Genomic DNA, 15,974 nt, shown 5'->3' with positions numbered 1-15,974 from the left:
AAGGCGCGGCCGGAGCCGTGCCCATGCCCGACATATCGTGGCCCGCGTGCGGATCAGCCGGGGGCGAGGCCGGAGCCGTGCCCATGCCCGACATGGCGTGGCCCGCGTGCGGATCGGTCGAAGGCGCGGCCGGAGCCGTGCCCATGCCCGACATGGCGTGGCCCGCGTGCGGACCGGTCGAAGGCGCGGCCGGAGCCGTGCCCATGCCCGACATGGCGTGGCCGGCGTGCGGACCGGTCGAAGGCGCGGCCGGAGCCGTGCCCATGCCCGGCATGGCGTGACCGGCGTGGGGCGCGGGCGCGGGAGCCGGCCGCCGGGCGGGAACCGACCCGGTCGGGCAGACCGGGGCCCCGCGGGTTCCGGTGCGGGCCGGATCGGCATCGGGCGCGCCACGACGGACGCAACCGGCCGGCAAGGGCGCGGCCTGGGCCCGGACGGCCGGGGCGTGCCCGGCGTGGGACTGGGCAAGGGCCGGCCCGGCGACCAGCATCAGCGGCAACAGGGCGACAGAAAGCCGGATCATGAGGCCGCTCCATCCATTGGCCGAACGGTGACGACGTTGAACATCCCCGCATGCATGTGCATCAGCAGATGGCAGTGGAAGGCCCAGTCGCCGGGCGCACTGGCGGTCAGGTCGAAGGTGACCTTGCTGCCCGGCGCGACATTGACCGTGTGCTTCAGCGGCTGGTGCCCGGCCGGGCCACCGGTGACCAGTTCGAAGAAATGGCCGTGCAGGTGGATCGGGTGGGCCATCATCGTATCGTTGACCAGGGTCACCCGGACCCGCTCGTCGCGCTCGAAGCGGATCGGCTCGACCAGCTCCGAGAATTTGCGCCCGTCGAAGCCCCACATAAACCGCTCCATATTGCCGGTCAGATGGATTTCCATCGTGCGGCTGGGCGGGCGCTGATCACGATTGGGGCTCAGGGCGACGAGATCCGTATAGACCAGCACCCGGTGATCGACATCGGTCAGGCCGGTCGGGCGTTCGCCGAGCCGGTTCTTTGGCGACATATTGACCATGTCGACGCCGACGCCGACCGCCATGTCGGGCGGCGCATTGTCCGGATCGCGCATGTTCATGCCGGCCATGGAGCCGTGATCCATCCCGGCCATGGCGTCATCGCCGCCGTGATCCATGCCGGACATTCCGCCCATGCCCATGTCGGCCATGGTCAGGTTGGGCACTTCGCGCAGCGGCGGGACCTCGGCCGTCATCCCCATGCGCGGGGCGAGGGTGGCGCGCCCCATGCCCGAGCGGTCGATGGCCTCGGAGACGATGGTGTAGGCCCGGTCCTCGGTGGGACGCACGATGACGTCATAGGTCTCGGCCACCGAGATCTGGAACTCGTCGGTCTCGACCGGGCGCACATTCTCGCCGTCGGCCTGGACCACGGTCATGGCCAGTCCGGGAATGCGGACGTTGAAGATCGACATGGCCGAGGCATTGATGATGCGCAGCCGCACCCGCTCGCCGGGCCGGAACAGGCCGGTCCAGTTCTCCTGCGGGCCGTGGCCGTTGATCAGATAGGTGTAGGTCGAGCCGTTGACGTCGAGGATATCGCGCGGATCCATCCGCATGCCGCCCCACATCCGGCGCTCCTCGGCGCTCATCCGGTCGCTGCCGTCCAGCAGGCCCGCCAGGGTGGTGCGCTGGCGGTTGAAATAGCCGGGGCTCTTCTTCAGCTTCGCGAGGATCTCGTGCGGATGCAGGAAGCTCCAGTCCGACAGGATCAGCACATGTTCACGATCATAGCCGACCGGATCGGCACCGGCCGGGTCGATGACGATCGGACCAAAATGGCCGACCGCTTCCTGAAGCCCCGAGTGGCTGTGATACCAGAAGGTGCCCGACTGCCGGATCGGGAATTCGTAGACGAAGGTCTCGCGCGGCTTGATGCCGGGGAAGCTGATGCCCGGGACGCCGTCCATCTGGAACGGCAGCAGCAGACCGTGCCAGTGGATGGAGGTATCCTCGTCCAGCGTATTGGTCACCGCCAGACGGACATTCTGACCTTCGCGCAACCGCAACAGCGGGGCCGGCAGGACACCATTGACCGTCGTCGCCATGGCGGTTCGCCCGCCCAGGGTGAAGGGAGTCCGGGCCACGGTCAGATCGATGTTCGGTCCCGTCAGGGTCGGCAGGTCGGATCTCAGCCCGGGCGAGCCGGTCTGGGCCCAGGCGGGCATCATGCCCTGCAGGGCCAGCACGCCGCCGCCGGCGGCGGCTCCGCGCAGAAGGGCGCGACGATCGAGCTTCATGCCGTGACTCCATGGGGTGGTGCCGCCCAGTGGCGGCAGCCTTCTCAGTGGTCTACGCCTGCCGGGGGTGGTGCCCTCGCGACAAGCTGACGCAGGGCTTACACCGGCACTGCCCCGGCGTCTCTCCGCTTCCCCGGGCGTTAGTCCGTCGCCTCCAGCCCGGCGAGTGTATCCGCCAGCCTGCGGCGCGCGCGCGCCACCCGGGTCTCGACGGTCTTGACGGAAATACCGAGCATGAGGGCGGTCTCCGCCTGGCTGCGTTCCTCAATGGCGGTCAGGATCAGGGGTTCCTTGAGCGGCGGCGGCAAGGCCGCAATAGCCTGCCCCAGGCGGGCGAGGGCCTGCGCTGTGGCCAGGGCTTCGCCGGCATCGCGGGTACCGTCAGCAACGGCCATCGCCTCCGGCGTCGTCAAGTCACCGGCACTGAGCAGCCAACGCCGAACCCTTCGCCGCCGGCTCCAGTCCCGACATTTGTTGATGGCGATCCGATAGAGCCAGGCTTCAAAGGGGCGGGCCGGATCATAGCGCCGGATCGCCAGCCAGGCCGCGGCATAGGCCTCCTGAACCAGATCATAGGCCTCATCCGCATCGCCGACATAGCGTCGCACGAATCGATAGAGCCGCGCCTTGGTCCCCTGCATCAGCTGACTGAACGCCCTGGAATCCCCGGCCGCGGCCCGGGCCTGAAGGTCCTCCGGGCCGGTCACAGGCGGCTAGGCACCATCGGCCGTGAGCGCCGCGATCACACCCTTGTCGAACTCATCGGCCTGGGCCGGAGTCATGACCGTCCGCATCTCGAAGATATGGGCGATGGTCGCCTGCTGAAGGTCGCCCATGGCATCATGGAAATGGTCCACCGCCGGCTGGACGACGCGACTGTCACCGTCGCTGGCGGCGATGGCCGTGGCCAGTTCCCGGTTGGCCGCCTTGACCCGTTGCTCGAGCGCGATCCGGCGGGTGGCGAAACGCCCTTCGATGGCCTCGATGCGAGCCAGCTGGCCCGGCTCGAGGTCGAGACCCTCGTGGACGATTTCGTGCAGGGACGGCGGGGTATCGTGTCTGAGCACCCAGGTGGCCCCGGCCCAGGCCCCGATACCGCTGGCGGCGACGGCCAGGATCACGGTGAGGGCAACAGGTTTCCAGCCGGTCGACATCATCCGGCCTCCAGGCGCGCGAGCGGCGACAGGGAGGCAGAGCTGAAGACTGACATTTCGGAGACGGGCGGACGAACCAGACTGGCCCCCACGCCCCCGTTGGCCGCACCGAGGCCGAGCGCGAAAACGATGGCGACGATGCGAAGACGCATCTGAATCCGTTCGGCCCGGAGACTGCGCACCCGGGCCCAGACGTCGGTCTCGAGGCTGTCCAGCGCTTCCACGCCGACCGGCACCCGCGCCAGCCATCGATCCAGATTGTCCATCATGCGTCGCCTTTCCACATCCCCACTACAGACTACGCGTGCCCGGGTTCAATCCCTCATGGCGGCCCTGACGTCGCGTCCGCCAAGGCTCGCGTGCCCGGGAAACGAGGGGAATGCCCCGCCGGCGCGTATCCCTGAATAGACGCCCGTCACGTCGAGGGGTGATCCGGGGGGATGAGGCAGGCCGGTGACCGCTGCCGGGGCAGGCCGGGCTCGCGTCTGGTCCAGGCCCGCAGGGCGGCAAAGGCTTTCGGAACCCCCCTTGCGAATGACGGTCGGAATCGGCGCTATGCAGACTCCCGACGGCGATCGCGACCGCAATAACACCGTGCTGATCCCCAGGGATGGCAGACCCCGGGCCTTCGCCCGCCACAACGGCCCAGGATTCCGCATGAAGCTGCTTCGACTTTCCACCCAGCTCCACAAATGGATCGCCCTCGCCGTCGGCATCCAGGTCCTGTTCTGGGTCGCGGGCGGTCTGGTGATGACCGCGATTCCGATCGAGACGGTGCGCAGCGAGCACCATGTGCGCGAGCAGACGCCGACGCCGCTGAACTTCGAGGGCGTTCTGGCACCGGACGCCATCGCCGCCGCGCTGAAACTGGACATCACCCGCGCGGAGTTGCGATCAACGCCACGCGGAACGGCCTGGGTCCTGACCCCGGTCAAGGGCGATCCTGTCACGGTATCCGCCGCGACCGGCCAGGCCTTTCCCGCACTCGATACGGCGACCGCGACACAGCTGGCCGCCGACGCCTATCGCGGAGACGGTAAGCCGACCACCACCGTCCTGCTGCCGGTCGCCCCGCAAGAAACCGCAAAGGAGGGCCCGATCTGGCGCGTGGACTTCAACGACACAGAGCGCACCACCTTCTACCTGTCACCGCAGACCGGCGAGGTCCTGACCCGGCGCTCGGCCGTCTGGCGCTTCTATGACGTCTTCTGGCGGCTCCACATCATGGATCTGGAGAACGGCAAGGATTTCAACCATCCGCTCATCATCGGGGTGACCTTCCTGACCTTCACCATCGTGATCACCGGCTTCATCCTGCTGTGGATCCGGCTGGCGCGCGACCTGGCGGTGTGGCGCGCACGACGGCGCGACAGGACGGGCTGAGCCGGTGACCACGGGCCCGGACCGGGTCGCGCCATCGTCCCGCCCGCAACCATCCCGTCCAGAGGCACGTTCCACTGGAACCTGAACGACGGGAGGCCCCTGATGGAAAAGCAGAGCTACGTCAGATTTGGCGCGATGATCGCGACATCCACACTCGTGATGTTCGCCCTGATGTATCTGAACACCTACCAGCTGGATCACGTCAGATTCAGCGAGACCCGCAGCTATATGGCCCTGCTGATGGGGGCGGTCATGGCCGTCATCATGCTGCTGTTCATGCTCAGAATGTACCCGGACCGGCGTCTGAACCTCGCCATTCTCGGCGGCGCGACGCTTGTGTTCGCGGCGTCCCTCTGGCTTGTCCGCAGCCAGCAGACGGTCGACGACGTGGCCTATATGCGGGCGATGATCCCGCACCACTCGATCGCCATCCTCACCAGCGAGCGCGCCCACATCCGCGACCCCAGGGTGCGCGAACTGGCCGACGGCATCATCGCGGCGCAGAAGCGGGAGATCACCCGGATGGACGCCCTGATCGCCGACCTCGAACGCAATCCCACGCCGGCGGGCGCGCCCGATCTCCCTCCCGGGACCAGCGGCGGCTGAGGTCACCGTTTGCCGGCACCGACCAGCTCCGCGCGGCGGCTGTCGATCTCACCACCCGGGCCGACCCGGGGCCTGCACAGGTGCCTTTGATGCGGACACGCCCGAGTGTGGTATCCACGAAGCGCGTCGTCAGCCGGCGACGGTCGGACCCTCGCCCGTCGCCCACCCCTCTGCCGAAAGATCATGCCTGTGTCTTCCCGTCCCGATGTCACCCGCTCCATCATCGACCTGATCGGCAATACGCCGCTGATCCGGCTGAACCGCCTGTCGGAGGAAACCGGCTGCGAGATCCTCGGCAAGGCTGAATTCCTCAACCCGGGTCAGTCGATCAAGGACCGGGCCGCCCTGTCGATCGTGCAGAGGGCCCGGGCCTCGGGCGAACTGCGGCCCGGCGGCACCATCGTCGAGGGCACGGCCGGCAATACCGGCATCGGCCTGGCCCTGGTCGGGGCGGCGCTGGGACATCCGGTGGTCATCGTCATGCCCCGCACCCAGTCCGACGAGAAGAAACAGGCCATACGCGCCCTCGGAGCCCGGCTGATCGAGGTCGATGCCGCCCCCTTTTCCAGTCCCAGCCATTTCGTCCATACCTCGGGCCGTCTGGCCAAGGCGCTGGACGCCGAGCGCCCGAACGGGGCGATCTGGGCCAACCAGTTCGACAACACCGCCAACCGCGACGCCCACTACACCGGTACCGGACCGGAGATCTGGGAACAGACCCGCGGTCGTATCGACGCCTTCGTCAGCGCCGTCGGCTCCGGCGGCACCATTGCCGGGGTCGGGGCCTTCCTCAAGGAACGCGACCCGTCGGTCCGGATCGCCCTGGCCGATCCGGCCGGGGCCGCGATGTTCAACTGGTTCACCAAGGGGGAGATGACCGGCGAAGGGTCCTCGATCACCGAGGGTATCGGCGTGGCCCGCATCACCGGCAATCTCGAAGGCTTTACGCCGGACGACGTCTACCGGATCGAGGATGCCGAATTCCTGCCCATCCTGTTCGATCTGGTGCGCGAGGAAGGCCTGTCGCTGGGCGGATCGGCGGGGGTCAATCTGGCCGGAGCCGTGCGCCTGGCTCGCGATCTCGGACCGGGCAAGACCATCGTCACCACCCTGTGCGACCCCGGGTCGCGCTATGCGTCCAAACTGTTCAATCCGGAATTTCTCAGGGCCAAGGGCCTGCCGGTTCCGGACTGGACCCTGCCCCCGACGACCTGAGTGCACGACTTCCTGCTGACCCTTGGCCTGGCCCTGACCCGGGGGTTCACCCTCCTGCGGTCCTGAGCCTGTCCGCTGGTGCCTGGCCGGCCCCCTTGGCGGCGCCTGCTGCCGGACCGGCGGTCGTCGCACGATGGCTGGACGGGACGATGCCGTGGCGGGCCATCTTGTCATAGAGGGTCTTGCGCGGGATCTGCAGGACGGCGGTGACCTGGCGGATATCCCCCTGGCAACGGGTCAGGGCTTCGCGGATCAACTCGGCTTCATAGACCTGGACCTGCCGGGCCAGCCCCTCGGGCGGCAGGGCGGCGCGCCCCGGGTGGTCCGGCGTCAGGACCAGGCCGACCGCGACCTGGCTGGCATAGTTGGCCAGTTCGCGCAGGTTGCCCGGCCAGTCGTGCTCGATCAGGCGACGACGCATCGCATGATCAATCGGCGGCACCGCCCGGCCCAGGCGATCGGCAGACCGGCCCAGAAACCGGGCGAACAGCAGGGGGATGTCATCCCGCCGTTCGCGCAGCGGCGGGGTCCGCAGCCGCACCACATTCAACCGATAGTAGAGGTCCTCGCGCAGATCCCCGCGCGCGACCGCCTCGGCCGGATCGCCCTTGGTCGCGGCCAGAATGCGCAGATCCAGCGCATGCGGCTCCATTGCCCCGATCGGCAGGACCTCCCGCTCCTCCAGCACGCGCAGCAGCAACAGTTGGGCGGCGCGCGGGGCCAGATCGATCTCATCCAGAAACAGCGTGCCCTGGTGCGACTGCTCGATCTGTCCCTCGCGGCGACGCAGCATACCCGGCCCGGCCCCGGCGGCCTGTCCCATCAACAGGCTCTCCAGGCCCGCTTCCGGCAGGGCGGCGCAGGAAACCGCGACAAAGGGCTTCAACCGGCGCACCCCGGCATTGTGAATGGCCCGGGCCACCGCCTCCTTGCCGGATCCGGTCTCCCCCTCGATCAGCACATCGACGCGAGCGTCGGCCAGACGCTGGATGGCGGCCCGCAAGGCTTCCACCGGACGGCTGGTGCCGCTCAGCGGGATCGAGACCTCATCGTCGGCGGCCAGGGCGGCCAGCCGTCGATTGTCGAGGACCAGCGCCCGCTTCTCGAGCGCCCGTCGCACCGTCTCGACCAACCGTTCAGGCGCGAACGGCTTGGCCAGAAAATCATAGGCCCCACGCTTCATCGCCTCGACCACCTCGGCGATATCGCCGTGACCGGTCATCATCACCACCGGCAGGTCAGGGTCGAGGGCGGCGAGCCGCTCGACCAGTTGCCGGCCATCCATGCCCGGCATGCGCAGGTCGGTGACCACGACCCCGTCGAACCGGGCATCAAGCGATCGCAGGGCCGCCTCGGCCGAGGCAAAGGCCGAAACCGCCAGTCCGCCGAGCGCCAGCCGTTCGGCCAGGGCGTCGCGGAAGGCGTCGTCGTCATCGACCAGCGCAATACGGTTCAGGGTCCGGAAGCTCATCGGGCCTTCGCCAGCCGGATGACAAACCGGGTTCCGCTCAGCGTCGGCTCCAGCGTCAGCTCGCCGCCGAACCCGGCGACAATGTCACGGCTGATGACCAGCCCCAGGCCCAGACCGTCGCTCTTGTCGGTCGTAAACGGGGTGAACAGCCGCTGGCGTACCGTCGCGCTGACGCCGGGCCCGTTGTCGGTGACATGGATCGACACCGTCCTGCCCTTCACATCCACGCCGATGCCGATGACCGGTGCCGCGACCCCGTCCAGCGCCTCCATGGCATTCTGCAGCAGGTTCAGCATCACCTGTTCAAGGCGATTGCGTTCGGCCAGAACGGCCAGCGCCGCGGGCGCGGCATTCCACTCCAGCGTCACCCCCTTCTCCCTGAGCCGCCCCCCCACGAGCAGCAGGGCACCGTCAACGGCGGCGTTCACCCCGACCGCCACGGTCTCCGACCGGGTCTTGCGGGAAAAGGCGCGCAGTTCATCCGTGATGGCCCCGACCCTCTGGGTCAGGCCGTCGATACTGGCCAGCGAGCGTTGCGCCGCCTCCCCGTCATTTCGTTTCAGGTGCAGCGAGGCGCTGTCGGCATGGGTGCGGATGGCGGCGATGGGCTGGTTGATCTCATGCGCCACCCCGGCCGCGATCTGTCCCAGCGTGGCCAGTTTATTGGCCTGGATCAGTTCATCCTGAAGATCCTGCCGGATCGTCTCGAGCCGTCGGCGCTCATCGATCTCATGGCTCAGCAGGTCATTGGTGGCACGCAGTTCCGAGGTCCGCAGGTCGATCCGGTGCTCCAGCTCAAGCCGGTCCCGTTCCGCCTCGACCGCCCGCGCCGCGGCCCGCTGACGACGGCGCAGGACGATCCCGCTCAGGGTCGCCAGCAGGGCGATGCTCAACAGGGCCAGAAGCCGCGCCATCATCACGCCGCGCGATATCGTCTCCCCTGCCGGCACCAGCAGATTCAGCCGCCAGCCGGTATCGGCGATCGGATCGGTGGCCTCGGCATAGAGGCCGGCCGGGACATCGGCCTGGATACGCACAAGCCCGTCCGCCCCGACTTCGAAGGGCAGGGGCACCGGGACGGTGGCCCCCGCCGTCTGGTCGGCGGCCAGGCGGCGACGCCGGTCCGCCGTCAGTGGTTCCGTCGTATGAAACCGCCAGCCGGGCACGGTCGTGATCAGGACAACGCCGTCACTGTCGGTGACATAGGTTGGCTCGCCCGATGCGCGCCAGTCGGCCTCGAGCGCATCGAACTCGACCTTGGCGACGATGACGCCCAGGGGCCGCCCGGCCGGGTCGTCGACCCGTCGTGACAGATAGAGCCCCGGCCGACCGCTGACCGTTCCCAGCGCAAAAAAGCTCGCCTGACCGTCGCGCATGGCCTCATGGTAATAGGGTCTGAAGCGGTAGCTGGACCCGATGAAACTGGTCGGCAGCTGCCAGTTGCTGGCCGCCACCGTCAGCCCGTTGGCATCGAGCGCATAGATGGCGGCGGCACGGACATCCCGGGCCAGACCTTCATATTTCCGGTTCAGCCGGTCCGCGCTGGCGGCATCGCGCCGCGACAGCATCGCGACGAGGTCCGGATCCTGGGCCAGAACGGTCGGCAGGGAGCGGTGCCGCTCCAGTTCACTGCGCAACACCGCCGCATGCAGGGCGCTGGCCGTCGTCGCCTGTCGCCGCACAGACTCCTTGCCATCACGGCGCGCGACCTCGCCGCCGAGCGCGACAGCCGCCACGGCGATCACCAGCCAGGCCACGCCGAAGAGTCGCCATTGAGTCGAGGAAGAGGTCACAACAGCCATATCCCACCTATGCGACATTGCGCACAAAACCTAGACCGGGCGTGCGGAATTCCGCACATTTTGCAGGGCGCACTGCCAAGTCATTCCACTTTTAGTGAATACTTACAGTTCATTAGATCGCGCCCTGCGTCGGGTTGTTCCGGCCGTTTCAACATGGCGATATTGGGGCGAGGCGCTCCGTCAGAGAGCGCGTATCGAGGCCGGTCCCGCGTACCGGTCCCTGGGGAGGTCCTTTGTTGCAACCCGTCACCGGTCCAGCCACGCCCGCCGTGCGCCGCCCCTTTTACCTCAGCCTCTATTTCATGGTGCTGGTCGCCATCGTCTCCGGCGGCCTGATCGGCCATCTGTGGCCTGACGTCGGCGTTTCGCTCAAGCCGCTGGGCGACGCCTTCATCAAACTGGTGAAGATGGTCATCGCCCCGGTGATCTTCCTGACCATCGTCACCGGCATCACCGGCATGCGCGACATCGGCAAGGTCGGTCGGGTCGCGGCCAAGGCCTTCGGCTATTTCCTGGTCTTCTCGACCCTGGCCCTGATCGTCGGCCTGGTCACTGCCAATGTGATCCAGCCGGGGCGCGGCCTCAACATTGATCCGGCGACCCTGAACGCCGGTGCGGTCAGCCAGTACAGTGCCGCCGCGCACGAGACCACGATCCAGGGCTTCCTGACCGGGATCATTCCCGACACCCTGGTCAGCGCCTTCACGACCGGCAACATCCTGCAGGTCCTGTTCGTCTCCATCCTGTTCGGGATTGCCCTGACCCTGACCGGCGACGTCGGCAAGCCGGTGGTGACCTTCCTGGAATCGGTCAGCGCCGCCGTGTTCAGACTGGTCGCCATCGTGATGAAGGCGGCCCCGATCGGAGCCTTCGGAGCCTTCGCCTTCACCATCGGGGCCTATGGCATCAGTACCGTGGCCAATCTGGCCATGCTGATCGGCACCTTCTACCTGACCGCAATCGTCTTCGTCGTGGGCGTGCTTGGCCTCGTCGCGATCGCCAATGGCTTCAACATCCTCAAGCTGATCCGCTACCTGAAGGAGGAGTTGCTGCTGGTGCTCGGTACCTCGTCGTCCGAGGCGGCCCTGCCCAGTCTGATCGATAAGATGGAACGGGCGGGCGCCTCCAAATCGGTCGTCGGCCTGGTGGTCCCCACCGGCTATTCGTTCAACCTGGATGGCACCAACATCTATATGACGATGGCGGCCCTGTTCATCGCCCAGGCCCTGAACATCGACCTCAGCCTGCAGGACCAGATCCTGCTGCTTCTCGTGGCCATGATCAGCTCCAAGGGGGCTGCCGGGATCACCGGGGCCGGCTTCATCACCCTGGCCGCCACCCTCGCCGTCGTGCCCAGCGTGCCGATCGCGGGCATGGCCCTGATCCTCGGCATCGACCGTTTCATGAGCGAGTGCCGGGCCCTCACCAACTTCATCGGCAATGCCGTGGCCACGATCGTCGTGGCGCGCTGGGAGGGCGAACTGGATCGCGACGCCCTGAAGCTCGCCCTCGACAGCGGCTCACCGCCGCTGGCCGCATCGCCGGACCCGGCGGCCGGACCCGGCGACGACGCCGTCCTGGCCGACGACTGACGCCCACAACCACAGAACAAGAGCCGAAAACGGCAACATACGGGAGGAATGAGATGATCAGTTCAAAGAGGGCATTGTTCGCCACCACGGCCTCGGCCGTTCTTCTGTCCATGGCCGGCCCGGCCCTGGCCCAGACCAGCCCGGCGACCGCACGGGATCAGGACGACGCCAGCAAGGTCGAGGATATCGTCATTGTCGGCTCCCAGATCCGGGGGGCCAGCACGACCGCGGCCCTGCCGGTCGTGGTCTTCGACCAGGAACAGATCGACGCCATCGGCGCGACCTCGGGCGACGAGCTGTTCCGCTCGATCCCCCAGATGGGCGACGTCCTGTTCGAGGCGGCCAACAATCCGCAGACCAGCAACTCCGCGCGCGGCGATGTGAACTCGGTCAACCTGCGCTCGCTCGGCGTCGGCAACACCCTGGTCCTGCTGAACGGCCGGCGCATGGTCCAGCATCCGACCAGCCAGGGCACATCCGATACCGGCACGGTCCCGGTGCTCAGCTACAACTCCAATGCCATCCCGGTCTCCGGCCTCGAACGGCTCGAGGTCCTGCTGGACGGCGCGGCCGCCATCTACGGGGCCGACGCCGTGGCCGGTGTGGTCAACACCGTGCTGCAGGACGATTTTGACGGCGTCCGGATGGAGGCTGAATACAGCGGCGTCGAAGGCACGGCGATGCGGGAGTTCGAGACCAGCCTCTTTGCCGGCAGGAATTTCGATCGCGGCAACCTGTCCCTGTTCGCCAACTACAGCGACCGCAGCCGGCTGATGGCCGACGAGCAGGACTTCACCTCCAGCGACGACATGCGGCCGTTCTTCGCCAACGAGCCGGGCTACGAAACCTCGAACGCCCCCGACGGTCGATCCTCGAACACGCCCTGGGCGCGTCTGAGCACGCCCGGCAGCAGCACGGCGCTTCGTCCGCGGCAAAATGGCGTGGTGCTGGTGACCTCGGCCGGTGCCTTCCGCATCCAGCCGGCCAGCCTCGGCTGCGTCGGCGCGGACCTCAACAACGGCCTGTGCCTCGTCAACGGAGCCGGCTCCTACAACAGCAGTATCCGTGACCTTCGCTACGACACCCGCGCCGGCACGACGGTCCGGTCGGCGATCGAACGCACCAATGTCTTCCTCACCGGCCACTACGACCTGACGCCGACGCTGACCGCTTTCGGCGAGATCGGCTTCTACGGCGCCGAGAGCCGGGCGATCCAGCCGCCCGTCGTCAATCTGAACAACATCTGGATCCCGGCCAGCAACTACTGGAATCCGTTCGGCCCGGTCACCTTCGCCGGCGGGGCCGCCAACCCCAACCGCCTGCCGAACCTGACCAATGTGCCGGTGGGCGGCCTGCCGATTCTGCTCGACAACTACCGCTTCGTCGACACCGGCTTCCAGGAAGTCGTGGTCAAGAATTTCCAGTCCCGTTTCCTCGGCGGCCTGCGTGGTGAATGGCACGGCTTCGACTGGGAATCGGCGATCCTCTACTCGGTGGCCGAGGCCGAGGACCTGTCGCCCAACATCAATATGACGGCCCTGCAGCAGCAGCTGGCCCTGTCGACCCCCGATGCCTACAACCCGTTCTCGGGCGGCTGTATCGCCACCCCCAGTGTCGGCGACTGCTCGCCCTCGTCCCAGGCCGCGATCGACGCCATCACCTTTGATATGCGCCGCTTCTCGCGGACGACCCTGGCCCTGGCCGACTTCAAGATGTCGCGCAACGACCTGTTCCAGCTTCCGGGCGGCCCGGTCGGCGTCGCCATCGGGGCCGAGGTCCGTCGCGAGACCCAGTATGATGACCGCGACGAAAACGTCGACGGTACCTTCACCTTCACCGACATGGTCAGCGGTGACACCAGCATCTCCAACGTCGCCGCGGTCAGTCCGAACCCCGACACCCGCGGCCACCGCACCGTGACCGGGGCCTTCCTCGAGTTCGCGGTTCCCCTCGTGTCGCCGTCAATGAATGTCCCGCTGGTCTACAGTCTCGATATGCAGATTGCCGGACGCTACGAGGAGTATTCCGACTTCGGCTCCGTGGCCAAACCCAAGGTGGCGATCGCCTGGGACATCGTCGACGGCCTGCGCGTTCGCGGCTCCTATTCGGAAGGGTTCCGCGCGCCGAACCTCGAACAGGTCAATGCGACCCAGTACGCCCGGGCCGCCAGCGGCACCGACTACTATCGCTGCGAGGCTGACATCCGGAATGGCGTCATCGCCTCGATGAGCGCCTGCAACCAGGGGGCCAGCGCCTCCCTGCTGGTGGCCGGCAATCCCGACCTCGAGCCCGAGGAAAGCACCAACCAGTCGATCGGCCTGGTGTTCCAGCCCCGGTTCATTCCGGAAGCCTGGGGCGATTTCACCTTCACCGTCGACCGCTGGAAGATCCAGCAGGAGAAGATCGTCGGCCTGCTGGGGGCCCAGGCCGCCTTGGCCCTCGACTATCTGAACCGGATCGAGGGCGGCTCCAATCCCAACGTCGTGCGCAATGCGCCCAATGCGGACGACATTCTCGACTTCGCCGGGTCGGGTCTGGACCCGGTCGGCGAAGTGGTGTCGATCAACGACCAGTTCATCAACCTGCTGCCGCAGACGGTCGAGGGGATCGATTTCGGCTTCAGCTGGTCGAAGCGCCGCACGGCCTGGGGCACCTTCATCTTCCGCGCCAACGCCTCGCAACTGCTGACCTTCTCACGCGAGCCGGGCGACATCATCGACTCCCTGTATGCCGCGCGTGACGCCGGGACCATCGACGCCCTGACGCCCCTGCCCGACTCCAGTCAGCTCATTGCCCAGAACGGCCGCCCCGAGTGGAAGCTCAGCACCACCTTCATCTGGCGCAAGGGCCCCTGGCGGGTCGGGGCCTCGGCCCAGTATGTCAGCGAGGTCGAGCAGACCAGCCTGCTCAGCGATACCGGCACCCCCTGGGTCGTTGCCTCGCAACTGGTCGGCAACCTCTATGGCCAGTATGAGTTCGAGGACGCCGGCATCGCCTCCGGCACGCGCGTCCGGATCGGCGTGCGCGACCTGACGGATGAGGGTCCGTCCCTGGCCGAAAATGGCTATCTGGGTTCGGTCCAGCGGCCCTATGGTCGGTCCTGGTATCTCGGCCTCTCGAAGAGCTTCTGATGCCCATCGGCGCGGACCTCCGGGTCCGCGCCGTGCCCTTGTGAGCGCTGATCGATGAAACATCTGATCCTCCTGTCCGGTCTGCTTCTGATGCCGGCCATGGCCCGGGCCCAGACTCCCGAGCCGGCGACGATCCCCATCCCCTGCCCGGCCTCGGCCGGTGCCGGGACCCGCTGTGTGTCCGGTCAGGATGAGAACGGGGCCTGGTATGTCATCGCCATGCCGGCCAACTGGAACCGCCGTCTGGTCGTCCACGCCCATGGCGGACCGCGGACCGGCGCTCCCGAAGCCGCCGACCCGCTCGAGGATCTCGACCGCTTCGCGATCATGGTGCGCGCCGGCTATGCCTGGATCGGTTCGACCTACCGGCGCGGCGGCTATGGCGTCCGCATGGCCGCGGCCGACACGGATAACAGCCGCCGTCTGTTCTGGGCGCGGTTCGGGCGACCGGAACGCACGGTCCTGCACGGCCAGTCCTGGGGCGGCAATGTCGCGGCCAAGACGTCCGAGCTCTATGCGCTCGATGTCGATGGCGGGAACAACTACGACGGCGTCCTGACCACCAACGGCGTGCTGTCCGGCGGCACCCGGGCCTACCGGTTCCGCGCCGACCTGCGGGCGGTCTATCAATTCTACTGCCGCAACCATCCGTCCACGGACGATACCCCCTATCCGGTCTGGCAGGGGCTGGCCGCCGACAGCCGGCTGACGCGACGCCAGCTGCGCGACCGGATCGATGCCTGCACCGGCGTGGACCGTCCGCCGACGCGCCGGACCCCGGAACAGTCAGCGCGCCTGCGCGACATCCTCGCGGTCACCGGTGTGGAGGAGGCCCAGCTGGTCAGCCATATGACCTGGGCCACCTTCCTGTTCCAGGACATGGTCCAGCAGCGGCTGGGCGGCTTCAATCCGTTCGACAATGCCTCGACCGTCTATCATGGCTCCGGCGACGACGAGGCCCTGAACGCGGGCGTCGAGCGGTTCTCTGCCGATCCGGATGCGGTCGCGCGCCTGGCCTATGACGCCGACCTGTCGGGGCTTATCGTTCTGCCGACCCTGACCATGCATGCCCTGCACGACCCGACTGTCAGCTACGGGGTCGAGGCCGTCTATGCCGCCACCGTCGCCGCCGCCGGTCGATCGCACCTGCTGGTCCAGGTCGCGACGGATGAGGATCAGCACAGCCAGCTTGAGGAGGCCGGCTATCTGACGGCCCTGCTGGCGCTCGACCACTGGATTTCCAGCGGCACGGCCCCCGATCCGGCGGCCTTCGGTCCGTCCTGCCGCATGCTCAGCGCGGTGCCGGGCCGATGCCGGTTCGTCCCGGCCCCGACCGACTGACCCCCTGACGATACCGC

The 15,974-nt window shown here is 67.6% G+C and carries 12 protein-coding genes and 1 pseudogene; 6 read left to right on the top strand and 7 right to left on the bottom strand.

The features are described 5' to 3' along the window. The 5 genes and pseudogenes from PSV00_RS12695 to PSV00_RS12675 form a co-directional block, all read right to left on the bottom strand. Nucleotides 1-523 (bottom strand): annotated as a pseudogene (locus tag PSV00_RS12695) (copper resistance protein B); the annotation flags it as partial. After that, nucleotides 520-2,262, bottom strand: coding sequence for a copper resistance system multicopper oxidase (locus PSV00_RS12690; RefSeq protein WP_300447816.1), 1,743 nt, complete (start codon nt 2,260-2,262; stop codon nt 520-522). The pseudogene PSV00_RS12695 and the gene PSV00_RS12690, both read right to left, overlap by 4 nt. 140 nt (nt 2,263-2,402) lie before the next feature. Next, nucleotides 2,403-2,969, bottom strand: a complete 567-nt coding sequence (locus PSV00_RS12685; protein ID WP_300447813.1) for an RNA polymerase sigma factor — start codon at nt 2,967-2,969, stop codon at nt 2,403-2,405. 6 nt (nt 2,970-2,975) lie between these two features. Continuing rightward, nucleotides 2,976-3,416 carry a periplasmic heavy metal sensor gene (locus PSV00_RS12680; protein WP_300447810.1) on the bottom strand — a complete coding sequence of 147 codons (441 nt, stop codon included), beginning with the start codon at nt 3,414-3,416 and terminating at the stop codon, nt 2,976-2,978. Further along, nucleotides 3,416-3,685 (bottom strand): hypothetical protein, encoded by a 270-nt coding sequence (locus tag PSV00_RS12675; RefSeq protein ID WP_300447807.1) that lies wholly within the window; start codon nt 3,683-3,685, stop codon nt 3,416-3,418. The genes PSV00_RS12680 and PSV00_RS12675 overlap by 1 nt, the downstream gene beginning before the upstream one ends. A gap of 388 nt (nt 3,686-4,073) precedes the next feature. On the opposite strand from PSV00_RS12675, the gene PSV00_RS12670 reads away from it, so the two are divergent. The 3 genes from PSV00_RS12670 (at nt 4,074) to PSV00_RS12660 (ending at nt 6,620) form a co-directional block, all read left to right on the top strand. Continuing rightward, nucleotides 4,074-4,799 carry a PepSY domain-containing protein gene (locus tag PSV00_RS12670; protein WP_300447804.1) on the top strand — a complete coding sequence of 242 codons (726 nt, stop codon included), beginning with the start codon at nt 4,074-4,076 and terminating at the stop codon, nt 4,797-4,799. 102 nt (nt 4,800-4,901) lie between these two features. Next, entirely contained in the window at nt 4,902-5,405 is a 504-nt protein-coding gene (locus tag PSV00_RS12665) for a DUF305 domain-containing protein (protein ID WP_300447801.1), read from the top strand. Nucleotides 5,406-5,588: 183 nt separating this feature from the next. Then, nucleotides 5,589-6,620 carry a cysteine synthase A gene (locus tag PSV00_RS12660; protein ID WP_300447798.1) on the top strand — a complete coding sequence of 344 codons (1,032 nt, stop codon included), beginning with the start codon at nt 5,589-5,591 and terminating at the stop codon, nt 6,618-6,620. A gap of 46 nt (nt 6,621-6,666) precedes the next feature. On the opposite strand, the gene PSV00_RS12655 is transcribed toward PSV00_RS12660, so the two are convergent. Together PSV00_RS12655 and PSV00_RS12650 are read right to left on the bottom strand one after the other, a co-directional pair. Continuing rightward, a complete protein-coding gene (locus tag PSV00_RS12655) occupies nt 6,667-8,091 on the bottom strand; it encodes a sigma-54 dependent transcriptional regulator (RefSeq protein ID WP_300447796.1) in 1,425 nt (474 codons plus the stop codon). Beyond that, nucleotides 8,088-9,884: an ATP-binding protein gene (locus PSV00_RS12650; RefSeq protein ID WP_300447794.1), complete on the bottom strand. Its 1,797-nt coding sequence runs from the start codon at nt 9,882-9,884 to the stop codon at nt 8,088-8,090. Before PSV00_RS12650 ends, PSV00_RS12655 begins: the two co-directional genes overlap by 4 nt. Before the next feature lie 245 nt (nt 9,885-10,129). Here PSV00_RS12650 and PSV00_RS12645 point away from each other — a divergent pair, with 245 nt between their 5' ends. From PSV00_RS12645 to PSV00_RS12635, 3 genes are read left to right on the top strand one after another with little or no spacing between them, the layout of a single operon-like run. Beyond that, nucleotides 10,130-11,485: a dicarboxylate/amino acid:cation symporter gene (locus tag PSV00_RS12645; RefSeq protein WP_300447792.1), complete on the top strand. Its 1,356-nt coding sequence runs from the start codon at nt 10,130-10,132 to the stop codon at nt 11,483-11,485. 53 nt (nt 11,486-11,538) lie between these two features. After that, nucleotides 11,539-14,616, top strand: coding sequence for a TonB-dependent siderophore receptor (locus tag PSV00_RS12640; protein ID WP_300447789.1), 3,078 nt, complete (start codon nt 11,539-11,541; stop codon nt 14,614-14,616). A 54-nt stretch (nt 14,617-14,670) separates the two neighbouring features. Continuing rightward, on the top strand, nt 14,671-15,957 hold the full coding sequence (locus PSV00_RS12635) for a hypothetical protein (protein WP_300447787.1): 1,287 nt from the start codon (nt 14,671-14,673) through the stop codon (nt 15,955-15,957). The last annotated feature ends 17 nt before the right edge of the window (nt 15,958-15,974 follow it).

The sequence above is a fragment of the Brevundimonas sp. genome (genome assembly GCF_029945885.1).
Taxonomy (GTDB): Bacteria; Pseudomonadota; Alphaproteobacteria; order Caulobacterales; family Caulobacteraceae; genus Brevundimonas.
This window is presented reverse-complemented; position numbering and strand designations above follow the sequence as displayed.

Coding starts and splice junctions, on each gene's coding strand:
- PSV00_RS12690 (WP_300447816.1), bottom strand. CDS start 2,262: ATGAAGCTCGATCGTCGCGCCCTTCTGCGCGGAGCCGCCGCCGGCGGC.
- PSV00_RS12680 (WP_300447810.1), bottom strand. CDS start 3,416: ATGTCGACCGGCTGGAAACCTGTTGCCCTCACCGTGATCCTGGCCGTC.
- PSV00_RS12675 (WP_300447807.1), bottom strand. CDS start 3,685: ATGATGGACAATCTGGATCGATGGCTGGCGCGGGTGCCGGTCGGCGTG.
- PSV00_RS12670 (WP_300447804.1), top strand. CDS start 4,074: ATGAAGCTGCTTCGACTTTCCACCCAGCTCCACAAATGGATCGCCCTC.
- PSV00_RS12665 (WP_300447801.1), top strand. CDS start 4,902: ATGGAAAAGCAGAGCTACGTCAGATTTGGCGCGATGATCGCGACATCC.
- PSV00_RS12660 (WP_300447798.1), top strand. CDS start 5,589: ATGCCTGTGTCTTCCCGTCCCGATGTCACCCGCTCCATCATCGACCTG.
- PSV00_RS12655 (WP_300447796.1), bottom strand. CDS start 8,091: ATGAGCTTCCGGACCCTGAACCGTATTGCGCTGGTCGATGACGACGAC.
- PSV00_RS12640 (WP_300447789.1), top strand. CDS start 11,539: ATGATCAGTTCAAAGAGGGCATTGTTCGCCACCACGGCCTCGGCCGTT.
- PSV00_RS12635 (WP_300447787.1), top strand. CDS start 14,671: ATGAAACATCTGATCCTCCTGTCCGGTCTGCTTCTGATGCCGGCCATG.